The sequence below is a fragment of the Halomonas sp. 3H genome (genome assembly GCF_024206005.1).
Lineage (GTDB): Bacteria > Pseudomonadota > Gammaproteobacteria > Pseudomonadales > Halomonadaceae > Halomonas > Halomonas campaniensis.
In genome coordinates, this window is the sequence record NZ_CP100360.1 from 2,967,471 (window position 1) to 2,987,880 (window position 20,410).

General features: G+C 72.4%; 16 protein-coding genes. 10 read left to right on the top strand and 6 right to left on the bottom strand.

What is annotated here, in order from left to right:
• Nucleotide 1: 1 nt before the first annotated feature.
• The 5 genes from truD to NFC98_RS13750 all read right to left on the bottom strand — a co-directional run bounded on the left by truD (nt 2) and on the right by NFC98_RS13750 (nt 3,858).
• Nucleotides 2-1,066 (bottom strand): tRNA pseudouridine(13) synthase TruD, encoded by a 1,065-nt coding sequence (gene truD / locus NFC98_RS13730; RefSeq protein ID WP_254275484.1) that lies wholly within the window; start codon nt 1,064-1,066, stop codon nt 2-4.
• Nucleotides 1,059-1,550 (bottom strand): 2-C-methyl-D-erythritol 2,4-cyclodiphosphate synthase, encoded by a 492-nt coding sequence (gene ispF / locus NFC98_RS13735; protein WP_302055067.1) that lies wholly within the window; start codon nt 1,548-1,550, stop codon nt 1,059-1,061. The genes truD and ispF overlap by 8 nt, the downstream gene beginning before the upstream one ends.
• Nucleotides 1,550-2,299, bottom strand: a complete 750-nt coding sequence (gene ispD, locus NFC98_RS13740) for a 2-C-methyl-D-erythritol 4-phosphate cytidylyltransferase (RefSeq protein ID WP_254275486.1) — start codon at nt 2,297-2,299, stop codon at nt 1,550-1,552. Before ispD ends, ispF begins: the two co-directional genes overlap by 1 nt.
• Complete coding sequence (gene ftsB, locus NFC98_RS13745) at nt 2,296-2,634, bottom strand: cell division protein FtsB (protein ID WP_254275487.1); 339 nt, start codon at nt 2,632-2,634, stop codon at nt 2,296-2,298. Before ftsB ends, ispD begins: the two co-directional genes overlap by 4 nt.
• A gap of 84 nt (nt 2,635-2,718) precedes the next feature.
• A complete protein-coding gene (locus NFC98_RS13750; protein WP_254275488.1) occupies nt 2,719-3,858 on the bottom strand; it encodes a GNAT family N-acetyltransferase in 1,140 nt (379 codons plus the stop codon).
• Nucleotides 3,859-4,187: 329 nt separating this feature from the next.
• Between NFC98_RS13750 and NFC98_RS13755 the strand changes: the two genes are divergently transcribed.
• The 6 genes from NFC98_RS13755 (at nt 4,188) to NFC98_RS13780 (ending at nt 11,611) form a co-directional block, all read left to right on the top strand.
• Entirely contained in the window at nt 4,188-5,585 is a 1,398-nt protein-coding gene (locus NFC98_RS13755) for a coniferyl aldehyde dehydrogenase (protein ID WP_254275489.1), read from the top strand.
• 133 nt (nt 5,586-5,718) lie between these two features.
• A complete protein-coding gene (gene edd / locus NFC98_RS13760; RefSeq protein ID WP_254275490.1) occupies nt 5,719-7,605 on the top strand; it encodes a phosphogluconate dehydratase in 1,887 nt (628 codons plus the stop codon).
• Nucleotides 7,606-7,837: 232 nt separating this feature from the next.
• Nucleotides 7,838-8,803 carry a glucokinase gene (gene glk, locus NFC98_RS13765; protein ID WP_254275491.1) on the top strand — a complete coding sequence of 322 codons (966 nt, stop codon included), beginning with the start codon at nt 7,838-7,840 and terminating at the stop codon, nt 8,801-8,803.
• 21 nt (nt 8,804-8,824) lie between these two features.
• Nucleotides 8,825-9,712, top strand: coding sequence for a D-hexose-6-phosphate mutarotase (locus NFC98_RS13770; RefSeq protein WP_254277851.1), 888 nt, complete (start codon nt 8,825-8,827; stop codon nt 9,710-9,712).
• A complete protein-coding gene (locus NFC98_RS13775; RefSeq protein ID WP_254275492.1) occupies nt 9,709-10,599 on the top strand; it encodes an aldo/keto reductase in 891 nt (296 codons plus the stop codon). Before NFC98_RS13770 ends, NFC98_RS13775 begins: the two co-directional genes overlap by 4 nt.
• A 43-nt stretch (nt 10,600-10,642) precedes the next feature.
• Nucleotides 10,643-11,611, top strand: coding sequence for a carbohydrate kinase (locus NFC98_RS13780; RefSeq protein ID WP_254275493.1), 969 nt, complete (start codon nt 10,643-10,645; stop codon nt 11,609-11,611).
• Nucleotides 11,612-11,618: 7 nt separating this feature from the next.
• Here NFC98_RS13780 and cra read toward each other — a convergent pair whose 3' ends face one another.
• The gene (cra, locus tag NFC98_RS13785; protein WP_254275494.1) at nt 11,619-12,620 is read right to left on the bottom strand and encodes a catabolite repressor/activator; all 1,002 of its coding nucleotides are present in this window, start codon (nt 12,618-12,620) and stop codon (nt 11,619-11,621) included.
• Nucleotides 12,621-12,810: 190 nt separating this feature from the next.
• Between cra and ptsP the strand changes: the two genes are divergently transcribed.
• The 4 genes from ptsP to pgi all read left to right on the top strand — a co-directional run bounded on the left by ptsP (nt 12,811) and on the right by pgi (nt 20,266).
• Nucleotides 12,811-15,723 carry a phosphoenolpyruvate--protein phosphotransferase gene (gene ptsP, locus NFC98_RS13790; RefSeq protein ID WP_254275495.1) on the top strand — a complete coding sequence of 971 codons (2,913 nt, stop codon included), beginning with the start codon at nt 12,811-12,813 and terminating at the stop codon, nt 15,721-15,723.
• Nucleotides 15,723-16,697: a 1-phosphofructokinase gene (pfkB, locus tag NFC98_RS13795; RefSeq protein ID WP_254275496.1), complete on the top strand. Its 975-nt coding sequence runs from the start codon at nt 15,723-15,725 to the stop codon at nt 16,695-16,697. Before ptsP ends, pfkB begins: the two co-directional genes overlap by 1 nt.
• Nucleotides 16,694-18,445, top strand: a complete 1,752-nt coding sequence (locus NFC98_RS13800; protein ID WP_254275497.1) for a PTS fructose-like transporter subunit IIB — start codon at nt 16,694-16,696, stop codon at nt 18,443-18,445. The genes pfkB and NFC98_RS13800 overlap by 4 nt, the downstream gene beginning before the upstream one ends.
• A gap of 156 nt (nt 18,446-18,601) precedes the next feature.
• A complete protein-coding gene (pgi, locus tag NFC98_RS13805) occupies nt 18,602-20,266 on the top strand; it encodes a glucose-6-phosphate isomerase (RefSeq protein ID WP_254275498.1) in 1,665 nt (554 codons plus the stop codon).
• The last annotated feature ends 144 nt before the right edge of the window (nt 20,267-20,410 follow it).

The following is a 20,410-nucleotide window of genomic DNA, read 5'->3' on the forward strand; positions in this document are numbered from 1 at the left end:
CTCACAGCGTCGGGTGCGCGATCAGTTCTCTCAGCACGCCGGTGGCGAAGGCGCCGCGCGGCAGGGTGAAGGAGAGCCAGAGCTCGTCCTCCCCGGGGGCCAGCTCCGGCTCGGCGAGGCGCAGCCGCAGGGCCCGTCGCGCCAGGCGCACCCCGGCACGCTCGAGCCCGTCACAGAGTCCCGGATAGCGCTCGGGAAGGTGCGTCTCCCGGGCCCGCGCCTCGCCGACGGCCACGGAGTCGCCGAGGCCCCACAGCACCCCGCTCGGGTGCAGGTCGAGCCGGGCGGCACGCGCCTCGAGCTCGGCATCCGGCAGCTCCACGGTGAACTGGCTCGCCGTGCCGTCGAGGATCGCCACCTCGCCGGGCAGCAGGCGATGCCAGCTGCCGTCGCGGATGCGCTCGGCCAGCCCCTCGTTGAACAGGAAGCTGCGCGCCGCCGAGAGCAGCATGCCGTCGCGGTCGTCGCGCTTGCGCCAGCCGCGGGCCAGCAGCGCGCGAGCGCGCAGCAGGTTGCGGCCGCCGAGGCCGAAGCGCTGGGGGCCGAAGACGTTGGCCACGCCCTGCTCCACCAGCCGCGCCCAGCGCGCCTCGAGGGCGGGGTCGCCCACCGCGGCCCCGGTGATCCGCAGGCGGAAGCGGTTGGCGCGATGCACGCCGCGCTTGAGCTTGCGCGGGTGGCGCCCCTGGTCGAGCACCCGGATGCCGCGCTCGCCGAGCGCCTCGGCCAGCCCCTCGGGCGCCTCGCGGCCGGGCAGCTGCACCGAGAGCCACTGGCGGGTCACGGCGACGCGGTCCTTCATGCCGGCGTAGCCGACCTCCCGGGGCGAAGCGCCACACAGCCGCGCCAGCTCCCGGGCGGCCATGGCGGTGGTCTGGTCGCGCTTCTCGATGAACAGCCAGAGGTGCTCGCCCTCCCCCTCGGGGACGAAGTCCAGGACCTCGTCGACCCGGAAATCCTCGGGGCTGGCCCGGTAGTCGCCGGGCGTCGGCGGCCCGAACTCCGCGTCCAGCACCCGCGGCCAGGCCGGCGGCCAGTCGATGGCATCCAGGGCCGCGTCACTCACCCGTCGACTCCCGGTCGGCCAGCAGCAGCACCACCGCCTCGGCGGCGATGCCCTCGCCGCGGCCGGTGAAGCCGAGCCGCTCGGTGGTGGTCGCCTTGACGTTGACGGCCGAGACGGCGACGCCGAGGTCCTCGGCAATGCGCGCCGCCATGGCGCCGATATGCGGCGCCATCTTCGGCGCCTGGGCGATCACCGTGGCATCCAGGTTGCCCACCCGGTAGCCGGCCTGGCGCACCAGCCCCACCACGTGGCGCAGCAGCGCCCGGCTGTCGGCACCGGCCCAGGCCGGGTCGGTATCGGGGAAGTGCCGACCGATGTCGCCCAGGGCACAGGCGCCGAGCAGGGCATCGCTGATGGCGTGGAGCAGCACGTCGCCGTCGGAGTGGGCGACGAAGCCGTGCTCGAAGGGCAAGGCGACCCCGCCGATCATCAGGTGGTCGCCCTCGCCGAAGCGGTGGACGTCGAAGCCGTGGCCGATTCGCATCATCTCTCCCGGGGGCCGGCCGACGCCGGCGCTTTGTCGACCGAGGCAGGCGCCTGACGCGCCTGGGCGGCCAGGATCAGCTCGGCCAGGGCCAGGTCCTCGGGGTGGGTGATCTTGAGGTTGTCGCGCCGCCCGGTCACCAGCCGCGGCGAGGCGCCCAGGGCCTCGACGGCCGAGGCCTCGTCGGTGACCGTGACGCCGGCCTCCAGGGCAGCCGCCAGGGCCCGGCGCAGCAGGCCGTAGCGGAACCCCTGGGGGGTCAGGGCATGCCAGAGGCCGGCGCGCGGTTCGGTGGTGGCCACCCGGCCGGCACCGTCGTCGCGCTTCATGGTGTCCGCCACCGGGGTGGCGAGCAGCCCGCCCACCGGATCCCCCGAGAGCACCTCGTGGAGCCGCCGGAGGTCCGCCGTGGTGACGCAGGGGCGTGCCACGTCGTGGACCAGCACCAGGTCGTCGTCCCCGGCCTCGGCGCGGATGGCGGCCAGGGCGTTGACTACCGAGTCGACCCGCTCGGCGCCGCCGTCGACCCGCCTCCAGTGGGCGAAGGGCACCCAGGCCGGGTCGAAGCGGGCATCCTGCGGGTCGAGGCAGAGGCACAGGCGCGCCCCGGGAAACGCCTCATGGAGCCGCGTCAGGGTCCTGGCCAGCACCGGCCGGCCGTCCAGCGCCAGGTACTGCTTGGGTCGGTCGGCACCCATGCGCCGCCCCTGCCCGGCCGCCGGCACCACCAGCCACAGCGGCACGCTCACCGGGACACCTCCGCGGCCGCGGGCAGCTCGGGCGGGGTGACCGGGCGCGTGGCCTCCACCACCACCCCCGGCACCCAGAAGAACTGCTCGTCGGTGCGCACCATGCCGATGTCGCTGCGCCCGCGCTCCTCGATGGCATCCAGCCCGGTCTTGAGGTCGACCACCTCGGCGGCCAGGCGGGCGTTGCGGTCGCGCAGCGGCTTGTTGGCCTCCTCGAGCAGCGCGACCCGCTCGCGCACCATGCCGAGGTCACGGATGCCCCCCTCGCCGAGCCACAGCCGATACTGCAGCAGGGCAAGCAGGACCACGAGCACCACGGCCAACCACTTGAGCATTCGACACTTCCGTCACGACGTTGCGATGGCGGGCATTATGCCATCTTCACCGTCCGGAGGCAGGGGCAATCTCGGGGCGCTCATTCACCGACTGCTGCGAAACGGCAGCGCCTGTTCAGCGGCGGCGCAGTAGGCCCTGACATGGGCCCGCTCCTCGGCGCAGAAGCGCGCCACCGCGTCGCGCAGGCGAGGGTCGGCGATGTGGTGAAGCGACGTCAGCAGGCGCGGGCCGAAGCCCCGGGACAGCTTGTGCTCGCCCTGGGTGCCCGGGTCGAAGGTGCTCAGCCCCCGTGCCAGGCAGTGCTCGACGCCCTGGTAGTAGCAGGCCTCGAAGTGCAGGCAGTCGGCCACTACCTCGCTGCCCCAGTAGCGGCCGTAGAGGGTACGCGACCCCTGCAGGCAGAGGGCGGCGGCCACCGGGGTGTCGTCCAGCCTGGCCTGTACCAGCAGCAGGCTGTCGGGCATCGAGGCGCGCAGGCGTCGGAAGAAGTCGAGGTTGAGGTAGCCGTGGCGGCCGCGCTCCCGATAGGTGAGCCCGTAGCAGTGAAAGAAGTGCTCGAGCGCCGCGGCATCGATCGCCGCCCCCTCGAGGCGATGCAGGGTCAGCCCCTGGTCGGCGACGAGGCGCCGCTCGCGGCGGATCGCCTTGCGCCGCTTCGAGGTCATGGCGGCCAGGAAGCCGTCGAAGTCGCCGTAGCCGGCGTCCCGCCACTGGAACTGGACCCCGTGGCGGGCCAGCAGGCCGGGGCGCGCCGCCTGCCAGGCGGCCACCTCCTCGTCGGGGGCGAACAGCAGGTGCCAGCTGGAGAGCTCGCCCGCCTCCCAGGCCGTGGCCAGCAGTTCCCGGGCCGCCAGGGGGTCGACCCCTTCCGCCAGCGCCAGGCGAGGCCCGGGTGCCGGCGTATAGGGAATCGCCGTGAGCCCCTTGGGGTAGTAGCGGCCGCCGGCCCGCTCCCAGGCGTCGGCCCAGCTCCAGTCGAAGACGTACTCCCCGAAGGAGTGATACTTGTGGTAATGGGGCATCACCCCCACCAGCGCCTCGCCCCGCCACAGCGTCAGGTGGCGCGGCACCCAGCCGGTGGCCCGGCTCACCGAGCCGCTGGCCTCCAGGGCGTGCAGGAACTCGTGGCGCAGGAAGGGGTGGTCATCGCCGACCAGGGCGTTCCAGGCCGCGGCCGGCACCGCCTCGATGGCGGGGAGTTCTTGCAGCACCAGCTGAGTCATAGAGGCTCCTGGGCAATTACAGCTATCTAGGCGAGGAGCGCCGGGGGCAGGCCGAAGAGGAGGTCCTACGCCAGGGGTGAGAAGCACTGCTTCGAACGGGCTGGCCATGGATGGCCAGCACTGGTCCTGCAAGCGGAGCAGGACGCGAGAGCGAAGCAGGGCGTCGGTAGCGCCCAGGGAGGGGTTCACAGCGCCTCCTCGCAGGCCTGCCCTCGGATAAGCTCCGAGCGATGCCTCCTCACCAGCTGCTGACAAGCCGTTGGCAGAAGGCCTACATTGTGCCCAGTGTCCGAGCCCCCTTCCATCCTCATCGACACACGGAGACGTGCATGACCGATGTCCGCGAGCTGCAGGCGCAGTTCGACGCCCAGCGTCGCGCCTTCGCGGCCGAGCCCTACCCCGGCCTGGCCATCCGCCGCGACAGGCTGACCCGGCTGGCGACCCTGACCCGCCGCCACCGCGACGAGATCGCCCGTGCCATCGGCCGCGACTTCGGCCACCGCGCCGAGGCCGAGACCCGCCTGGCGGAGGTCGCCACGGTGCTCCAGGCGGTGCGCCATGCCCGCCGCCACCTCAGGCGCTGGATGCGACCGAGGCGCACGCCGGTGCCCTGGCGGCTGAAGCCCGGCCGGGCCAGGATCCATCGTCAGCCGCTGGGCGTGGTGGGCATCATCGCTCCCTCCAACTATCCCTGGAACCTGGCCCTGCTGCCGGCGGTGGATGCCATGGCAGCCGGCAACCGGGTGATGATCAAGCCCAGCGAGCACACCCCCGCCACCAGCGAACTGCTGGCCCGCCTGGTCGCCCGCTACTTCGGCGCCGAGGAGCTCTGCGTGGTGCTGGGCGGGGTGGAGACGGCCCGCGACTTCGCGGCGCTGCCGCTGGACCACCTGCTGTTTACCGGACACGCCCGCACCGGGCGGGAGGTGGCCCGGGCGGCCGCCGCCAACCTGACACCCATCACCCTGGAGCTGGGCGGCAAGACCCCGGCGATCGTCTGCCGGGACGTCGACCTCGCCAAGGCCGCCGAGCGCATCGCCTTCGGCAAGTGGCTCAACGCCGGCCAGACCTGCATCGCCCCCGACCACGTGCTGATCGAGGCCTCGCGGCTGGGCGCCTTCATCGAGGCAATGCGCCGGACGGTGGCCGACTTCTACCCCCGGGGCACCGCCAGCGAGGACTACAGCGCCGTGCTCGGGGCCCGCCAGCGAGCGCGGCTCGAGGGGATGCTGGAGGAGGCCCGCGACCACGGCTGCCGGGTGATCGCCCTCGGCGAGCGCGTCGAGCTGCCGGGCGGCGGGGCCAAGCTGCCGCCGACCCTGGTGATCGACCCCCACGAGGGCCTGTCGCTGATGCGCGAGGAGATCTTCGGCCCCTGGCTACCGATCGTCGGCGTGCGCGACCTCGACGCCGCCATTGGCCATGTCAACGCCGGTCCCCGTCCGCTGGCGCTCTACGCCTTCACCGACGACCCCGAGCAACGGCAGCGGCTGCTGGAGACGACCCATTCCGGCGGCGTGGTGTTCAACGACACCCTGTGGCACAACGCCGTGCCGGCGCTGCCCTTCGGCGGCGTGGGCGAGAGCGGCATGGGGGCCTACCAGGGCGAGGCCGGCTTCCTGCGCTTCAGCCTGGAGCGCAGCATCTTCCTCCAGGCGCGGCGCAATGCCGTGGGGCTGCTGAATCCCCCCTACCGCCGCTGGCTGCTCAGGCTGCTGGGGCTCTAGCCGGAGGCGTCGCCAGCCAAGAACCCAAGGTAATAAAACTACAAATATCCCAAGACTCCGGCTAGGATGGCGAGGAATTCGGATATAATTTTGGTAAACTTACCAAACAAGCCACAAGAGACCGAGGTGCCCCATGGCCACGCCGACCCCCGAACTGAACGCCACCGTCGCCGATGTTACCCGACGCATCCGCGAGCGCTCCGCCGAGCGCCGCGCCCTCTACGAGGCGCGCATGGCCGACCAGCACCGGCGCGGCGTGCATCGCGGCGAACTTTCCTGCGGCAACCTGGCCCACGGCTTCGCCGCCTGCGGCGCGGAGGACAAGGGCCGCCTGAAGCTGATGAACAGCGCCAACCTGGGGGTCGTCTCCTCCTACAACGACATGCTCTCGGCCCACCAGCCGCTTGAGGACTACCCGGCGATCCTCAAGGAGGCCGCCCGGGCCATGGGCTCCACCGCCCAGTTCGCCGGCGGCGTGCCGGCCATGTGCGACGGGGTGACCCAGGGCCAGCCCGGGATGGAGCTGTCGCTCTTCTCCCGGGAGGTGATCGCCATGGCCACTGCCGTGGCGCTCTCCCACAACATGTTCGATGCCGCCCTCTACCTGGGCGTCTGCGACAAGATCGTTCCGGGCCTGTTCATCGGAGCGGCGCGCTTCGGCCACCTGCCGGCGCTGTTCGTGCCCGCCGGCCCCATGGAGAGCGGCCTGCCCAACAAGGAGAAGGCGCGCATCCGCCAGCTCTATGCCGAGGGCAAGGTAGGCCGCGACGAACTGCTCGAGGCGGAGTCTGCCTCCTACCACAGCCCGGGCACCTGCACCTTCTACGGCACCGCCAACTCCAACCAGCTGATGATGGAGATCATGGGCCTGCACCTGCCCGGCGCCTCCTTCGTCAACCCGGGCACGCCGCTGCGCGAGGCGCTGACCCGCTACGCCGCCGAGCAGGCGATCCGCAACACCGAGGTCGGCGGCGACTACCGCCCCTTCTACCGGCAGATCGACGAGCGCGCCATCGTCAACGCCATGGTCGGCCTGCTGGCTTCCGGCGGCTCCACCAACCACACCCTGCACCTGGTGGCCATGGCCGCCGCGGCGGGCCTCACCATCACCTGGGACGACTTCACCGCCCTCTCCGCGGTGACCCCCAGCCTGACCCGCATCTACCCCAACGGCCAGGCCGACGTGAACCACTTCCAGGCCGCCGGCGGCATGAGCCTGCTGATCCGCGAGCTGCTCGGCGCCGGGCTGATCCACGGCGACATCCCCACGGTGTTCGGCAGCGACCTGAACGCCTATACCCGCGAGCCCTTCCTCGAGGAAGGCAAGCTGACCTGGCGCGAGGGCCCCACCGAGAGTCTCGACCGGGACGTGCTGCGCGGCGTGGCCGACCCCTTCGCCCCCACCGGCGGGCTCACCGTGCTGGACGGCAACCTCGGCCGCGGGGTGATCAAGGTCTCGGCGGTGGCCGAAGCGCACCGGGTCGTCGAGGCCCCGGCACGGATCTTCGAGGACCAGAACGAGCTCAAGGCGGCCTTCGAGGCCGGCGAGCTGGATCGCGACGTGGTGGTGGTGGTGCGCTACCAGGGCCCCAAGGCCAACGGCATGCCGGAGCTGCACAAGCTCACCCCCTATCTCGGCGTGCTCCAGGACCGCGGCTTCCAGGTGGCGCTGGTCACCGATGGACGCATGTCCGGCGCCTCCGGCAAGGTGCCGGCGGCCATCCACATGACCCCCGAGGCCCTGGACGGCGGCCCCCTGGCGAAACTGCGCGACGGCGATATCGTCCGCCTGGACGCCAATGCCGGCAGCCTCGAGGTCGGGGTCGGCGCCGATGCCTGGGCCGAACGCGAGGTCGGCGAGCTGCATCTCGACCACTACCATGTGGGGCTGGGCCGCGAGCTGTTCGCCGGCTTCCGCCACCTGGCCAGCGGCTCCGAGCAGGGCGCCTCGGTGTTCGGCGGCTTCGAGGCCGACGACCTGGCGCGCCAGGCCGGCCAGATCCACGACGAGGACGCCTGAACCACTGCCACAACAGCGCCATCGCAGTTTCCTGCAGCGTGGGGCGCCGGGGACAAGCCGAAGAGGAGGTCCTACGCCAGGGATGGCGTCGGTAGCGCCCAGGGAGGGGTTCACAGCGCCTCCGGAAGGCCGGCCCCGCTCGCAGGCTTGTCGCCGGATCAGCCCCGTGGGATGGAAACTTTGCATGAGACCCTGCCCTGCTTGCGCGGCTGCTTGAAGAGACGAGTTGACCATGACACGACCCGCACTGATCGGGGACATCGGCGGCACCAACGCGCGCTTCGCCCTGGTGACCCCGGGCGGCTTCGCGCCCCACGACATCCTGAGCCTGCCCTGCGCCGACTACCCCGGCCTGGTGGAGGCGGTACGCGACTACCTGGCTCGGGTCGGCGCCACCGGCGAAGGGGCCCCGCGCGAGGCCTGCCTGGCCTTCGCCTGCCCGATCCGCGGCGACCGGGTCACCATGACCAACAACCCCTGGTCCTTCTCCCGGGCCGAGGTCCAGGCCGCGCTGGATCTCTCGCTCCTCAAGGTGATCAACGACTTCACCGCCCAGGCGCTGGGCGTGCCCCACCTGGCCGAGGACGACCTGGTCGAGGTGCAGCCCGGCGAGGCGATCCCCCATGCGGCCCGGCTGGTGATCGGCCCCGGCACCGGCCTCGGCGTGGCCGGGCTCTTCCCCGGCCGCCACGCCTGGATCCCGCTGCCCACCGAGGGGGGGCATGTCACCTTCGCCCCCACCGACGAGCGCGAGCAGAACCTGCTGCGCCACTTCCGCAACCGCTACGGCCGCGTCTCGGTGGAGCGCCTGCTGTGCGGCCAGGGGCTGCTGGACCTCTACCTGGCCCACTGCTCGCTGAAGGGGGCCAACCCCGTGCACACCACCCCCGCCGAGGTCACCGCCGCGGCCGACGGCGACCCGGTGGCCCGTGATACCCTGCTGCGGTTCCTGAAGATCCTCGGCGACGTCTGCGGCGACGCGGCCCTGACGATGGGCGCACGCGGCGGCGTCACCCTGTGCGGCGGCATCCTCCCCCGGCTGCGGGAGTGGCTGCCCCGGAGCCGCTTTTGCGAGGCCTTCGCCGCCAAGGGGCGCATGGGCGCCTACACGGCGGCGATCCCCGTGCACCTGGTCACCGCGCCCTGGCCGGGGCTGCTGGGCGCCGCCGAGGCCCTGCACAACGAAGAAGTCGAATAACGCGACGGAAGAGGTCGAATGATGATTCCACGAAGCCTGCGAACCCTGCTCGACGAGACCCACGGCCGGCGCCGCGCCGAATGGGCCGGCCGCGAGGTGTGGCTGGCCAACGAGGCCTGGGGGGAGCTGGCCGTCTCGCTCCAGGGGGCGCAAGTCCTGCACTTTCTTCCGGCCGGTGACGGCAGCGACGGCTGGCTCTGGGTAACGCCCACCCCCCAGGCCCTGCCCGGGGGGATCCGCGGCGGCATCCCGCTCTGCTGGCCCTGGTTCGCCGACGACCGCTATGCCGACGAGTCGCCGGATCGCTCGGGCCCCTTCCATGGCCCGGCGCGCAAGGCCGACTGGCGGCTGGACGCGGTGGATGACCACGAGGAGGGCGTGGAGCTGCACCTCTCGCCCGAGGGGCGCCTGCATACCCAGCTGGCGCCGCGGCTGGTGGTCCAGGCCAATGCCCGCCGCCTCCACCTGGAGCTGATCACCGAGCACATCGGCGAGACGCCGGTGAAGATCAGCGGCGCCCTGCACAGCTACCTGGCCGTGCGCGACGTCTTCGCCTGCCGCGTCGAGGGGCTGGCCGGTGCCCGCTACCTGGACAAGCTGGCCGGCTTCGCCGAACGCGATCAGCAGGGCGAGCTGGGGGTACGCGGCGGGCTCGACCGCATCTACCACAGCAACGCCGAGCTGGTTCTGGACGACGGCTCGCGCCGCCTGCGCATCGCCCGCCAGGGCAGCGACTCGGCGGTGATCTGGCACCCCGGCGAGACATTGCCCGACGACACCCCCGAGGAGGCCGCCCGCCACTTCCTGTGCGTGGAGTCGGCCAACACCCGGCTCGACCCGGTGTGGCTGGTCCCGGGCGCCCAGCACCTGCTCGGCACCACGCTCTCGGTGGCGGATGCGGCCTCATGAGCGCCGCGCCCCGCATCGATGCCCCCTTCCTGCTCGGCATGATGCGCCTGCACGAGGTGCCGGCACTGCATGACCGCGGGCGCCTGGCCGACTGGATCGAGGCACGGCTCGACGAGGGCCTCGCCTGGTTCGACCACGCCGACATCTACGGCGACGGCCAGGGCGAGGCCCTGTTCGGCGCCGCCCTGCGCGCTCGCCCGTCCCTGGCGGGGCGAGTAAAGGTGGTGACCAAGGCGGGCATCGTCACCCCCGAGCGCGACGCCTCGCGGATCGGCCAGCGGGATACCGGGATCAAGCACTACGACAGCTCGCCGGCCGCCCTGACGCGCGCCATCGATGCGGCCCTCTCGCGCCTCGGGGTGGAGCGCCTCGACCACTTCCTGATCCACCGCCCCGACCCGCTGATGGAGGCCGCGGCCACCGGTCGCGCCCTGGACGATGCCATCGCCGCCGGCAAGATCGGTGCTGCCGGGGTCTCGAACTTCCTGCCCGAGCAGTGGCGACGCCTCCAGGCCGCCATGCATCACCGGCTGGAGGCCCACCAGCTGCAGCTCTCCCTGGACCACGCCACGCCGCTGTTCGACGGCCGCTACGATGCGCTGGTGGCCGACGGCCTGGCGCCGCTGGTCTGGTCGCCGCTGGGCGGCGGCCGGGTCTTCCAGGGCCCGGCCGTGGGCCTGCTGGACCACCTGACCGGGGTCCACGGCGCCACGCCGGCCGGCGTGGCGCTGGCCTGGCTGCGCGCCCTGCCGGGGCGGCCGGTGCCGGTGATCGGCAGCCTGCGCGCCGAACGCATCGCCGACCTGGCGCGGGATGCCGACCTCGCCCTAGCTCGTCCCGAGTGGTACGCCCTGCTCGAGGCCGCCCGCGGCCACCCGGTCGCCTGACGGGCGCTCGCCCCCCCACCCGCCCCTTTTGAGGAGACCCCCGATGATACCCGTGATTGCCTTCGGTGAGGCCCTGGTCGACATGCTCTCCAGCCGCCTCGGCGATGCCGGGCAGGGCCCCGAGACGTTTACCCCCTATGCCGGCGGCGCCCCCGCCAACGTGGCCGTGGCCTGCGCCCGGCTGGGCGTGCCCAGCCGCTTCCTGGGCATGCTCGGCGACGACCATTTCGGCGACTTCCTCGCCGCGGAGCTCGCCGCCCACGGCGTCGACACCTCGGGGGTGGTACGCACCCGCGAAGCGCGCACGGCGCTGGCCTTTGTCTCCCGGGACGCAGCGGGGGAGCGCACCTTCGACTTCTACCGGCCACCGGCCGCCGATCTGCTCTACCGGCTCGAGCACCTGCCCCAGGGCGTGTTCGCCGAGCCCGCCATCCTGCATCTGTGCAGCAACAGCCTGACCGAGCCGACGATCGCCGAGACCACCCTGGCCATGGCCGAGATGGCCCGCCGCGCCGGCTGCCTGGTCAGCGTGGACGCCAACCTGCGCCACAACCTGTGGGCGACCGGCCAGGCCGACATCAGCCTGGTGACCCGCCTGCTCGACGCCGCCGACCTGCTCAAGCTCTCCACCGACGAGCTCGACTACCTGCGCGCCGACCACCCGGAGGACGCCTGGCTGGCCGAGCGGCTGGCCGCTGGGGTCAAGGCCGTCGTGATCACCGACGGGCCGGGTGAGGTGCGGCTCCTGGGGGTGGGCCTCGAGCGGCAGGTGACGCCGCCCGCCGTCGAGGCGGTGGACACCACCGCCGGCGGGGACGCCTTCATCGGGGGGCTGCTGGCCGAACTCGCCGAGCACCTCGGCACCGCGGGCCCGGAGGGCTGGCAGCGCGACGAGGCGCTCCTGGCCCGCGCCGTGGAGACGGCCTGCCGCTGCGGCGCCCACGCCGTGACTCGCCCCGGCGCCTACGTCGCCCTGCCGACCCGCGAGGACCTGGCCGGGCTGCGCCGCTGACCCGCCCTTACGAGACGGGCCGGCGCTCCGGCAGGCGCCAGCGCAGCTGGCGGGCGATCACCGTGGCCCCGGGCCGGTAGCTTCCTCGCGCCGCAGCCAGGGCGGCCTGCAGGGCGGCCGCGGCGATGCGGTCGTGATCCTGCACCGCCGAATTGACCGGCAGCGGCAGAAAGTCCAGCAGGCGGCTGTCACCGAAGGTGGCCAGGCGCAGCGATGGCGGCAGCCCGCCCTCCTCCAGCAGCACGTCGAAGACGCCATCCAGCAGGGTGTAGGAGGCGGTGATCAGGGCGTCGGGCAGGCCATGGCCGTCGAGCAGTTCGCGCATCAGCCGTGCGCCATGCTCCCGGTCGTAGCGCTCGGCGCAGCACATGAGCGGACGCGCCTCGCTCTCCGTCAGCGCCTGCCGGAAGCCGGCCCGCCGCTCGGCGGTGATCGAGAGCCCCGGCACCGCATCCAGCCAGGCCACGCTGCCCACCCTCTCGCCCAGCACCGAGCGGCTCAGCCGCTCGGCCGCCTCGCGGTCGTTGCTCACCACGCTGGCGAAGCGCCCGGGATCGAGGCCGCGGTCCACGGCGATCACCGGCAGGCCGTCGGCCAGGAGCTCGCCGTAGAAGGGGTCGCCCTCGGGCAGGCAGCTGGCGACGATCAGGACCTCGCAGCGCTGGGCACGCAGCGCCAGGGCCAGGTCGCGCTCGGCATCGGGCCGGTCATCGGAGCCGACGATCAGCAGCTGGTAGCCCTGCTCCCGGGCCCCGCGCTCGAACCGTTTGGCCAGGCGCGCATAGCTGACGTTCTCCAGGTCGGGAATGATCAGCCCCAGGGTCCGGCTCGTGCCGCGACGCAGGGCGGCGGCCTGGGCATCCACCCGGTAGCGGTGTTCACGCACCACGGCCATCACCCGCTCCACGGTCCGGGCGCTGATGCGCTTCTCCTCGGCCTTGCCGTTGATGACGTAGCTGGCCGTGGTGCGCGAGACGCCGGCCAGCCGGGCGATTTCGGCGAGTGTCATGGGCTACCTCCCGTGGCGTTCGCGCCATTGTATGTCAGGGCGTGGCGACCTCCCCCTACCAATGTCGTAGATGCGGCCACTTGCCAACGCAGGTGAATCGATCCAGCCTTGAGTATAGACAGGTGACACGATTCAGCCAAAGCCGGACAACGCTATCCGACACGGCCCGCCACCCTTACAGGAGCCCCCCATGCTGACCCTGAGTCCCGACGATATCCTGCTGGACTGCCATGCCGACGACTGGCGGGCCGCGCTGGACAGCGCCGCCGAGACGCTGCAGCGGTCAGGCCTCGTCACGGCCGGCTACCGCGACGGCCTGCACGCCCGCGAGGCCCAGTCCTCCACCTACCTGGGCAACGCCATCGCCATCCCCCACGGCACTCCGGAGAGCCGCGAGCATGTAAGGGCTACCGGGGTGCGGGTGCTGCAGTTCCCCCGCGGCATCGACTGGCACGACGGCCACCGCGTGCATGCCCTGGTGACCATCGCCGCCCAGAGCGACGAGCACCTGGACATCCTGCGCCAGCTCACCCATGTGCTGGACGACGACAGCGTCGCCGGCCGCCTCGCGCAGGCCACCTCGGCGGGGGAGATCGCCTCGCTGCTGTCGAAGGCCGTGGTGGAGGCGCGCCTCGATGCCGACACCCTCTGCCTGGGCTTCCCCGCCCGCGACGTCCGCGAGCTGGCCCTGGCCGGGGCCGCCCGCCTGCGCCAGCTCGACTGCGTGGCCGGCGGCTTCGTCGCGGCGGTGGCCGAAGGCGCCCCGCTGCGACTCGGCCAGGGGCTGTGGCTGGCCACCAGCGACCGTGGCGTGGAGACGCCCGCCCTGTCCCTGGCGACCCCCGACCGAGCCCTGGCGGAGAACGACGAACCGGTCACCGGGGTCTTCTGCCTGGCGGCGCGGGGCGATGCCCATCGCGGCCTGCTGGAGCGGATCCTGGCCCTGCTGGAGAGCGGCCAGGCAGGGGAGCTCAAGGGGGCCGACGCCGCCACCGTGCTGGGCCGGCTCTCCGGGGAATCGGCCGGCGCCCATACCCGCCTGGCCCGGATCCTCAACGCCCATGGGCTGCACGCCCGCCCGGCCAAGCAGCTGGTGCAGGTGGCCCGCGCCCAGGGCATTGCGATTCGCGTGCGCCTCGCCGAGGGCGGCGGGGAAGCCGTGCCGGCCACCAGCCTGACCAAGGTGATCGGCCTGGGGGCCCGCCGCGGCCAGCAGCTCGCCTTCTCCGCCGAGGGCGAGGGCGCCGAGGCGGCCCTCGAGGCGCTCGACCACGCCGTCGCCGAAGGGCTGGGCGAGCAGGTCCTGCCCTTCGACGAGAGCCGCGAGCGACTCGTCCCCGGGAGAGCGGCCGCGCCCCTGACGCCCCTGCCCGCCGACCTGCCCCACCCCGGCGTCGCGGCCTCACCCGGGCTGGCCATCGCCCCGGCCTTCGTGCTGCGCACGCCCCGCTTCGACTACCCCGACCGGGCCGCCGACCCCGCAGCCGAGCGCCGCCGCCTGGAACAGGCGATCCACGAGGGGGCCGCGCAGCTGGAGGCCTTGGTGCAGCAGGCCCGCGGCGGCGAGGTCGCCCAGATCCTCTCCATGCACGAGGAGATGCTGAACGACCCCGAACTCCTCGAGGCCGCCGGCGAGGGCATCCGGGACGGCCGCTCCGCCGAGGCGGCCTGGTGGGACGCCATCGAGACCGCGGCCCACGCCCAGGAGATGCTCGCCGACCGGCTGCTCGCCGAACGCGCTGCCGACCTGCGCGACGTCGGTCGCCGGGTGCTGGGGGTGCTCTGCCGGGTCGAACTGCCATCGCCGCCGGACCACCCCTATATCCTGATCACCGACGACATCGGCCCCTCCGATGTGGCGCGCCTCGACACCGCCCGGGTCCGCGGCCTGCTCACCGCCCGCGGCGGCGCCACCGCCCACAGCGCCATCCTGGCCCGCGCCCTGGGCATCCCGGCGGTGGTGGGGGCCGGCGAGCGGGTGCTCACCCTGGAGAACGGGAGCGAGCTGATCCTCGACGGCGAGCGGGGCCGGGTGGTTCCCGCCCCCTCCGCCGAACGCCGCGCCGCCGCCGAGCAGCGCCTGGTGGAGCGCGAGCGCCGCGCGGCCGAGGCCTGGGAGGCCCGCTTCGGCGAGGCACGCACCCGCTGCGGCCACCGCGTCGAGGTGGCCGCCAACCTGGGCAACACCGCCCACGCCGCCGATGCCGTGGCGCGCGGCGCCGAGGGCATCGGCCTGCTGCGCACCGAGTTCCTGTTCATGGCCCACGCCCGCGAACCGGACCTCGACACCCAGGTCGGCGAATACCGCGAGGCCCTGGACGCCCTGGACGGCCGGCCGCTGGTGGCCCGCACCCTCGACGTGGGGGGCGACAAGCCGCTCCCCTACTGGCCGATGCCGAAGGAGGACAACCCCTTCCTCGGCCTGCGCGGCATCCGCCTGGCCCTGACCCGGCCCGAGGTTCTCGAGACCCAGCTGCGCGCCCTGCTGATGGCCGCGGCGCCCGCGGATGAATCGGGAACAGCGCCTGCGGCTGGGGTTAATAAAAAAACCCGGCCGCTGCGCATCATGCTGCCCATGGTCAAGGACGTCGGCGAGTTCCGCGCCGCCCGGGCGATCGTCGACCGCCTGCTGGCGGAGATCCCCGAGGCCGAACGCGCCACCGACCTGCAGCTCGGGGTGATGGTCGAGGTGCCGTCCAGCGCCCTGCTGGCCGCCAGCCTCGCCGACGAGGTGGACTTCTTCTCGGTGGGGACCAACGACCTGACCCAGTACACCCTGGCCATCGACCGCGACCATCCCGAACTCTCCGCCCAGGCCGACGGCCTGCACCCGGCGGTGCTGCGGCTGATCGAGATGACCGTGGCCGCCGCCCATGCCCGCGGCAAGTGGGTCGGCGTGTGCGGCGAGCTGGCCTCGGACGCCACCGCCGTGCCGGTGCTGGTGGGGCTCGGCGTCGACGAGCTGTCGGTGAGCGCCCGCCAGGTGCCGCTGGTCAAGGCGCGCCTGCGCGAGTTCGACCTTGCGGAGGCCCGCGACCAGGCCGCCCTGGCGCTGGCCCAGGCCACCAGCGAGGCCGTCCGCGACGCCCTGGAGGTGCGCTGATGGCCCGCGTGCTCACCCTGACCCTGAACCCGGCCCTGGACCTCTCGGTGACCCTCGAGCGACTGGAGCCCGGGGCCGTCAACCGCACCCGTGCCACTCACCTCGCCGCCGCCGGCAAGGGCGTCAACGTGGCCCGGGTACTCGCCGAACTGGGCCACGACGTCACGGTGTCGGGGTTCCTCGGCGAGGAGAATGACGGCCCCTTCCTGCGCGCCTTCGAGGCCTTGGGCGTGGAGGATGCCTTCCTGCGGGTGCCGGGGGAGACCCGAATCAACGCCAAGCTCGCCGAGGCCGACGGCCGGGTCACCGACATCAACGGGCCGGGCGCGGGCATCGACGCCGCCAGCTGGCAACGCCTGCTCGACTGGCTGGACGCCCGCCTGGCCAACGCCGAGCGCCGCCCCGCCGGGGTAGTGATCGCCGGCAGCCTGCCGCCCGGCGTCGCCGCCGAGGACCTGGCAGGCCTGGTGGCCCGGCTGCGCGACGCCGGCCTCGCGGTATGGGTCGACACCAGCGGCGAGGCCCTGGCACGGGCCATCGACGCCCGCCCCACCGCGGTCAAGCCCAACGAGCAGGAGCTGGCGGCCTGGGCCGGCACTCCCCTCGACACCGCCGAGACTCGTCTCCGGGCGGCGCTTCGCCTCTACGCCGCCGGCGTCGAGGAAGCGCTGATCTCCGCCGGGCCGGCCGGGGTGCTGTGGGTCAGCCGCCGTGGCGCCTGGCAGGCGGTGCCCCCGCGCCTGGACGTGGCCAGCACCGTCGGCGCCGGCGACACCCTGCTGGCTGCCATGCTGCACGGCATCCTCTCCGGCCATACGCCGGAACAGGTGCTGCGCTTCGCCACCGCGCTCTCCGCCGAGTCCGTCCGCCATGTCGGCGTGGGCCATGTCCGCGCCGATGACTTCCCGCAACTCCAGCAACAGACCCGCGTGCGTCGCCTCAACGACGTCGACGCGGGGGGAGCCCTCGCATGAACGCCATCATCGTCACCGCCTGCCCCAGTGGCCTGGCCACCACCTTCCTCGCCGCCCGCCGCCTGGAGCAGGCCGCCCAGCGTCTCGGCTGGCGGGTCGATGTCGAGATGCACGGCGAACTCGAGCCCGTCACGCCGCTGTCGGCGACCGCCCTGCAGGCGGCCGACCTGGTCATCGTGGCCGCCGACCATGTGCCCGACCCGCAGCGCTTCGCCGGCAAGCGGCTCTTCCAGGGCCCCATCGACCAGGCGCTGCCCGACCCCGCCGCCTTCCTGGCGCGGGCCGAGCGCGAGGCCGAGGCCTTCACCCCGGCCGACGACCCCGCCCCGGCGCTGGCCACCGGCACGGCCCCCGGCTCCGGCGCGCGGATCGTGGCGGTGACGGCCTGCCCCACCGGGGTGGCCCACACCTTCATGGCCGCCGAGGCCCTGAGCGAGGCCGGGAAATCCCTGGGGCACGAGATCCGCGTGGAGACCCAGGGGTCGGTGGGCGCCCAGGACCGGCTCACCGAGGAGGAGATCGCCGCGGCGGACCTGGTGGTCCTGGCCTGCGACATCGAGGTGGACCCCACCCGCTTCGCCGGCAAGCGGGTCTACCGCACCTCCACCGGGGCGGCGCTCAAGAAGCCCCGGGCGACCCTCGAGGCCGCCTTCGAGCAGGCCGAGACGGAACACGCCAACGCACCGGCCGCCGGCGGCGAGGGAAGGAAGAGCGCCAAGGAGAAGGGGGTCTACAAGCACCTGCTCACCGGGGTCTCCTTCATGCTGCCCATGGTGGTGGCCGGGGGGCTGCTGATCGCGCTCTCCTTCGTGTTCGGCATCGAGGCCTTCGAGCAGGAGGGCACCCTGGCCGCGGCGCTGATGCAGATCGGCGGCGGCACCGCCTTCGCCCTGATGATCCCGGTGCTGGCCGGGTACATCGCCTACTCCATCGCCGACCGTCCCGGCATCGCCCCGGGCATGATCGGCGGCATGCTGGCGGCCAACATCGAGGCCGGCTTCATCGGCGGCATCCTCGCCGGCTTCCTCGCCGGCTACGTGGCGCTGGCCGTGACCCGTCATGTCAGGCTGCCGTCCAGCGTCGAGTCCCTCAAGCCGATCCTGATCATCCCGCTGGTGGCCAGCCTGGTCACCGGCCTGACCATGATCTACGTGATCGGCGAGCCGGTGGCGGCGATACTTGCCACCCTGACCGACTTCCTCGCCGGCATGAGTTCGGCCAACGCCGTACTGCTGGGCGTGCTGCTGGGTGCCATGATGTGCTTCGACCTGGGCGGGCCAGTCAACAAGGCCGCCTACACCTTCGGCGTGGGCCTGCTGGCCTCCCAGACCTATGCCCCCATGGCGGCGATCATGGCCGCCGGCATGGTGCCGGCCATCGGCATGGGCATCGCCAGCTTCGTGGCACGCCAAAAGTTCTCCGAGCCCGAGCGCGAGGCGGGCAAGGCATCCTTCGTCCTCGGGCTCTGCTTCATCAGCGAGGGGGCCATTCCCTTCGCCGCCAAGGACCCGCTGCGGGTCATCCCGGCCTGCATTGCCGGCGGCGCGGTGACCGGCGCACTCTCCATGTTGGTGGGCGCCCAGCTGATGGCCCCCCACGGCGGCATCTTCGTGCTGCTGATCCCCAACGCCATCACCCCGGCCCTGCTCTACCTGGCCGCCATCGTCATCGGCTCGCTGATCACCGGCCTGGGCTATGCGGCGATCAAGCGCGGCGCCGCGCCGGTGGCGGTGGGCGCCAGCACCTGAGCGTGGCCGTGGCAGGCCACGGGGCAGCGCATTGTTGTTTTATTACAAGATAACGTCGATCAATGCGCATAGATTGGCCAAAAGCCCGCCCATTGGGTAGTATTTTTACATAACAAGCCCTCGGCACCCCACCGACCCACAACAACGGAGCGCCCCATGTTCCAGCTTACCCGCAGCGTCACCTGGCAGGCCCTCAAGCAGCTGCACGCGCAGACCGCGGAGGACCGCATCCGCGACTACTTCACCGCCGACCCCCAGCGCTTCGAGAAGATGAGCCTGCGGGTGGGCGGCCTGTTCCTCGACTACTCCAAGCATCAGGTCTCCGACGCGGTGCTCGACAAGCTGATCGAGCTCGCCGAACACTCGGCGCTGGTGCAGCGCCGCGCCCAGATGTTCTCCGGCGACATCATCAACGTCACCGAGGACCGTCCGGTGCTGCACACCGCCCTGCGCAACCTCGGCGAGGGGCCGCTGATGGTCGATGGCCAGGACGTGATGCCGGAGATCCAGCGCACCCGCGAGCAGATCCGGGCGTTCTCCGAGGCGGTGCGCAATGGCGAATGGAAGGGCTACAGCGGCGAGCGCATCCGCGACGTGGTCAACATCGGCATCGGCGGCTCGGACCTGGGGCCCAACATGGCCTGCCGGGCGCTGCTCAAGCACCGCCACCCGGAGCTGAACTTCCACTTCGTCTCCAACGTCGACGGCGCTCACATCCAGAAGGTGCTCAGCCGCCTCGACCCGGCCACCACCCTGTTCATCGTCTCCACCAAGACCTTCTCCACCCAGGAGACCCTGCTCAACGCCCATACCGCCCGGCGCTGGTTCCTGGAGAATGCCGGCCCGGATGCCGACGTGGGGGCGCACTTCATCGCCGCTTCCACCAACAAGAAGGCGGCCATGGCCTTCGGCATCCGCGAGGAGAACGTCTTCGAGTTCTGGGCCTGGGTGGGCGGGCGCTACTCCATGTGGTCCTCCATCGGGCTGCCCATCGCCCTCTCCATCGGCTTCGAGGGGTTCATGGAGCTGCTGGAGGGCGCCTACGCCATGGACCAGCACTTCCTCACCGCCCCCTTCCGCGAGAACATGCCGGTACTGATGGCGCTGATCGGCATCTGGTACATCAACTTCGTCGGCGCCGAGACCCAGGCCATCGTGCCCTACGACCAGGCCCTGCATCAGCTGCCGGCCTTCCTGCAGCAGCTCGACATGGAGTCCAACGGCAAGTCGGTGGACATCTTCGGCCACCCGGTGGACTACAAGACCGGGCCCATCGTCTGGGGCCAGACCGGCTCCAACGGCCAGCACGCCTTCTTCCAGCTGCTCCACCAGGGCACCCGCTACGTGCCCATCGACTTCATCGCCTCGCTGAAGCCCGAGCCCGGCGTCGAGGAGCACCACTTCGCCCTGCTCACCAACATGCTGGCCCAGGCCAACGCCTTCATGGAGGGCAGCCAGAGCGGCAGCCGGCTGGATCCCTACAGCTGCCCCGGCAACCGCCCCTCCAGCGTGCTGCTGCTCGATGAGCTGACGCCGAGGAACCTCGGCGCGCTGATCGCACTGTACGAGCACAAGGTGTTCGTCCAGGGGGTGATCTGGAACATCAACTCCTTCGACCAGTGGGGGGTGCAGCTCGGCAAGCGCATCGCCGGCGAGATCAGCGAGCGCATCGACGAGCAGAGCCAGGACTTCGACGCCTCCACCCAGGGGCTGCTGGCGCTGGTGCGTGGCCACTTCGCGGCCGACGGCGCTCCCCGGGCGAGCGACGACGAGCCCGCGGCGAAACCCGCCGGCAAGGGCAGCAAGCGAACCCGGCGCTGAGGCACGCTGACTCAGCGGGGCCGGCAACTGCCGGCCCCGCTGCGTTTCACGCTGGCCAGCGACAACAAAAAAACCCGGCCGCGGGGGCCGGGGAAAAGGACAGCGACTGGCTGTCGAGAGAGCACAGGGGTGCGCCCTGCCGGG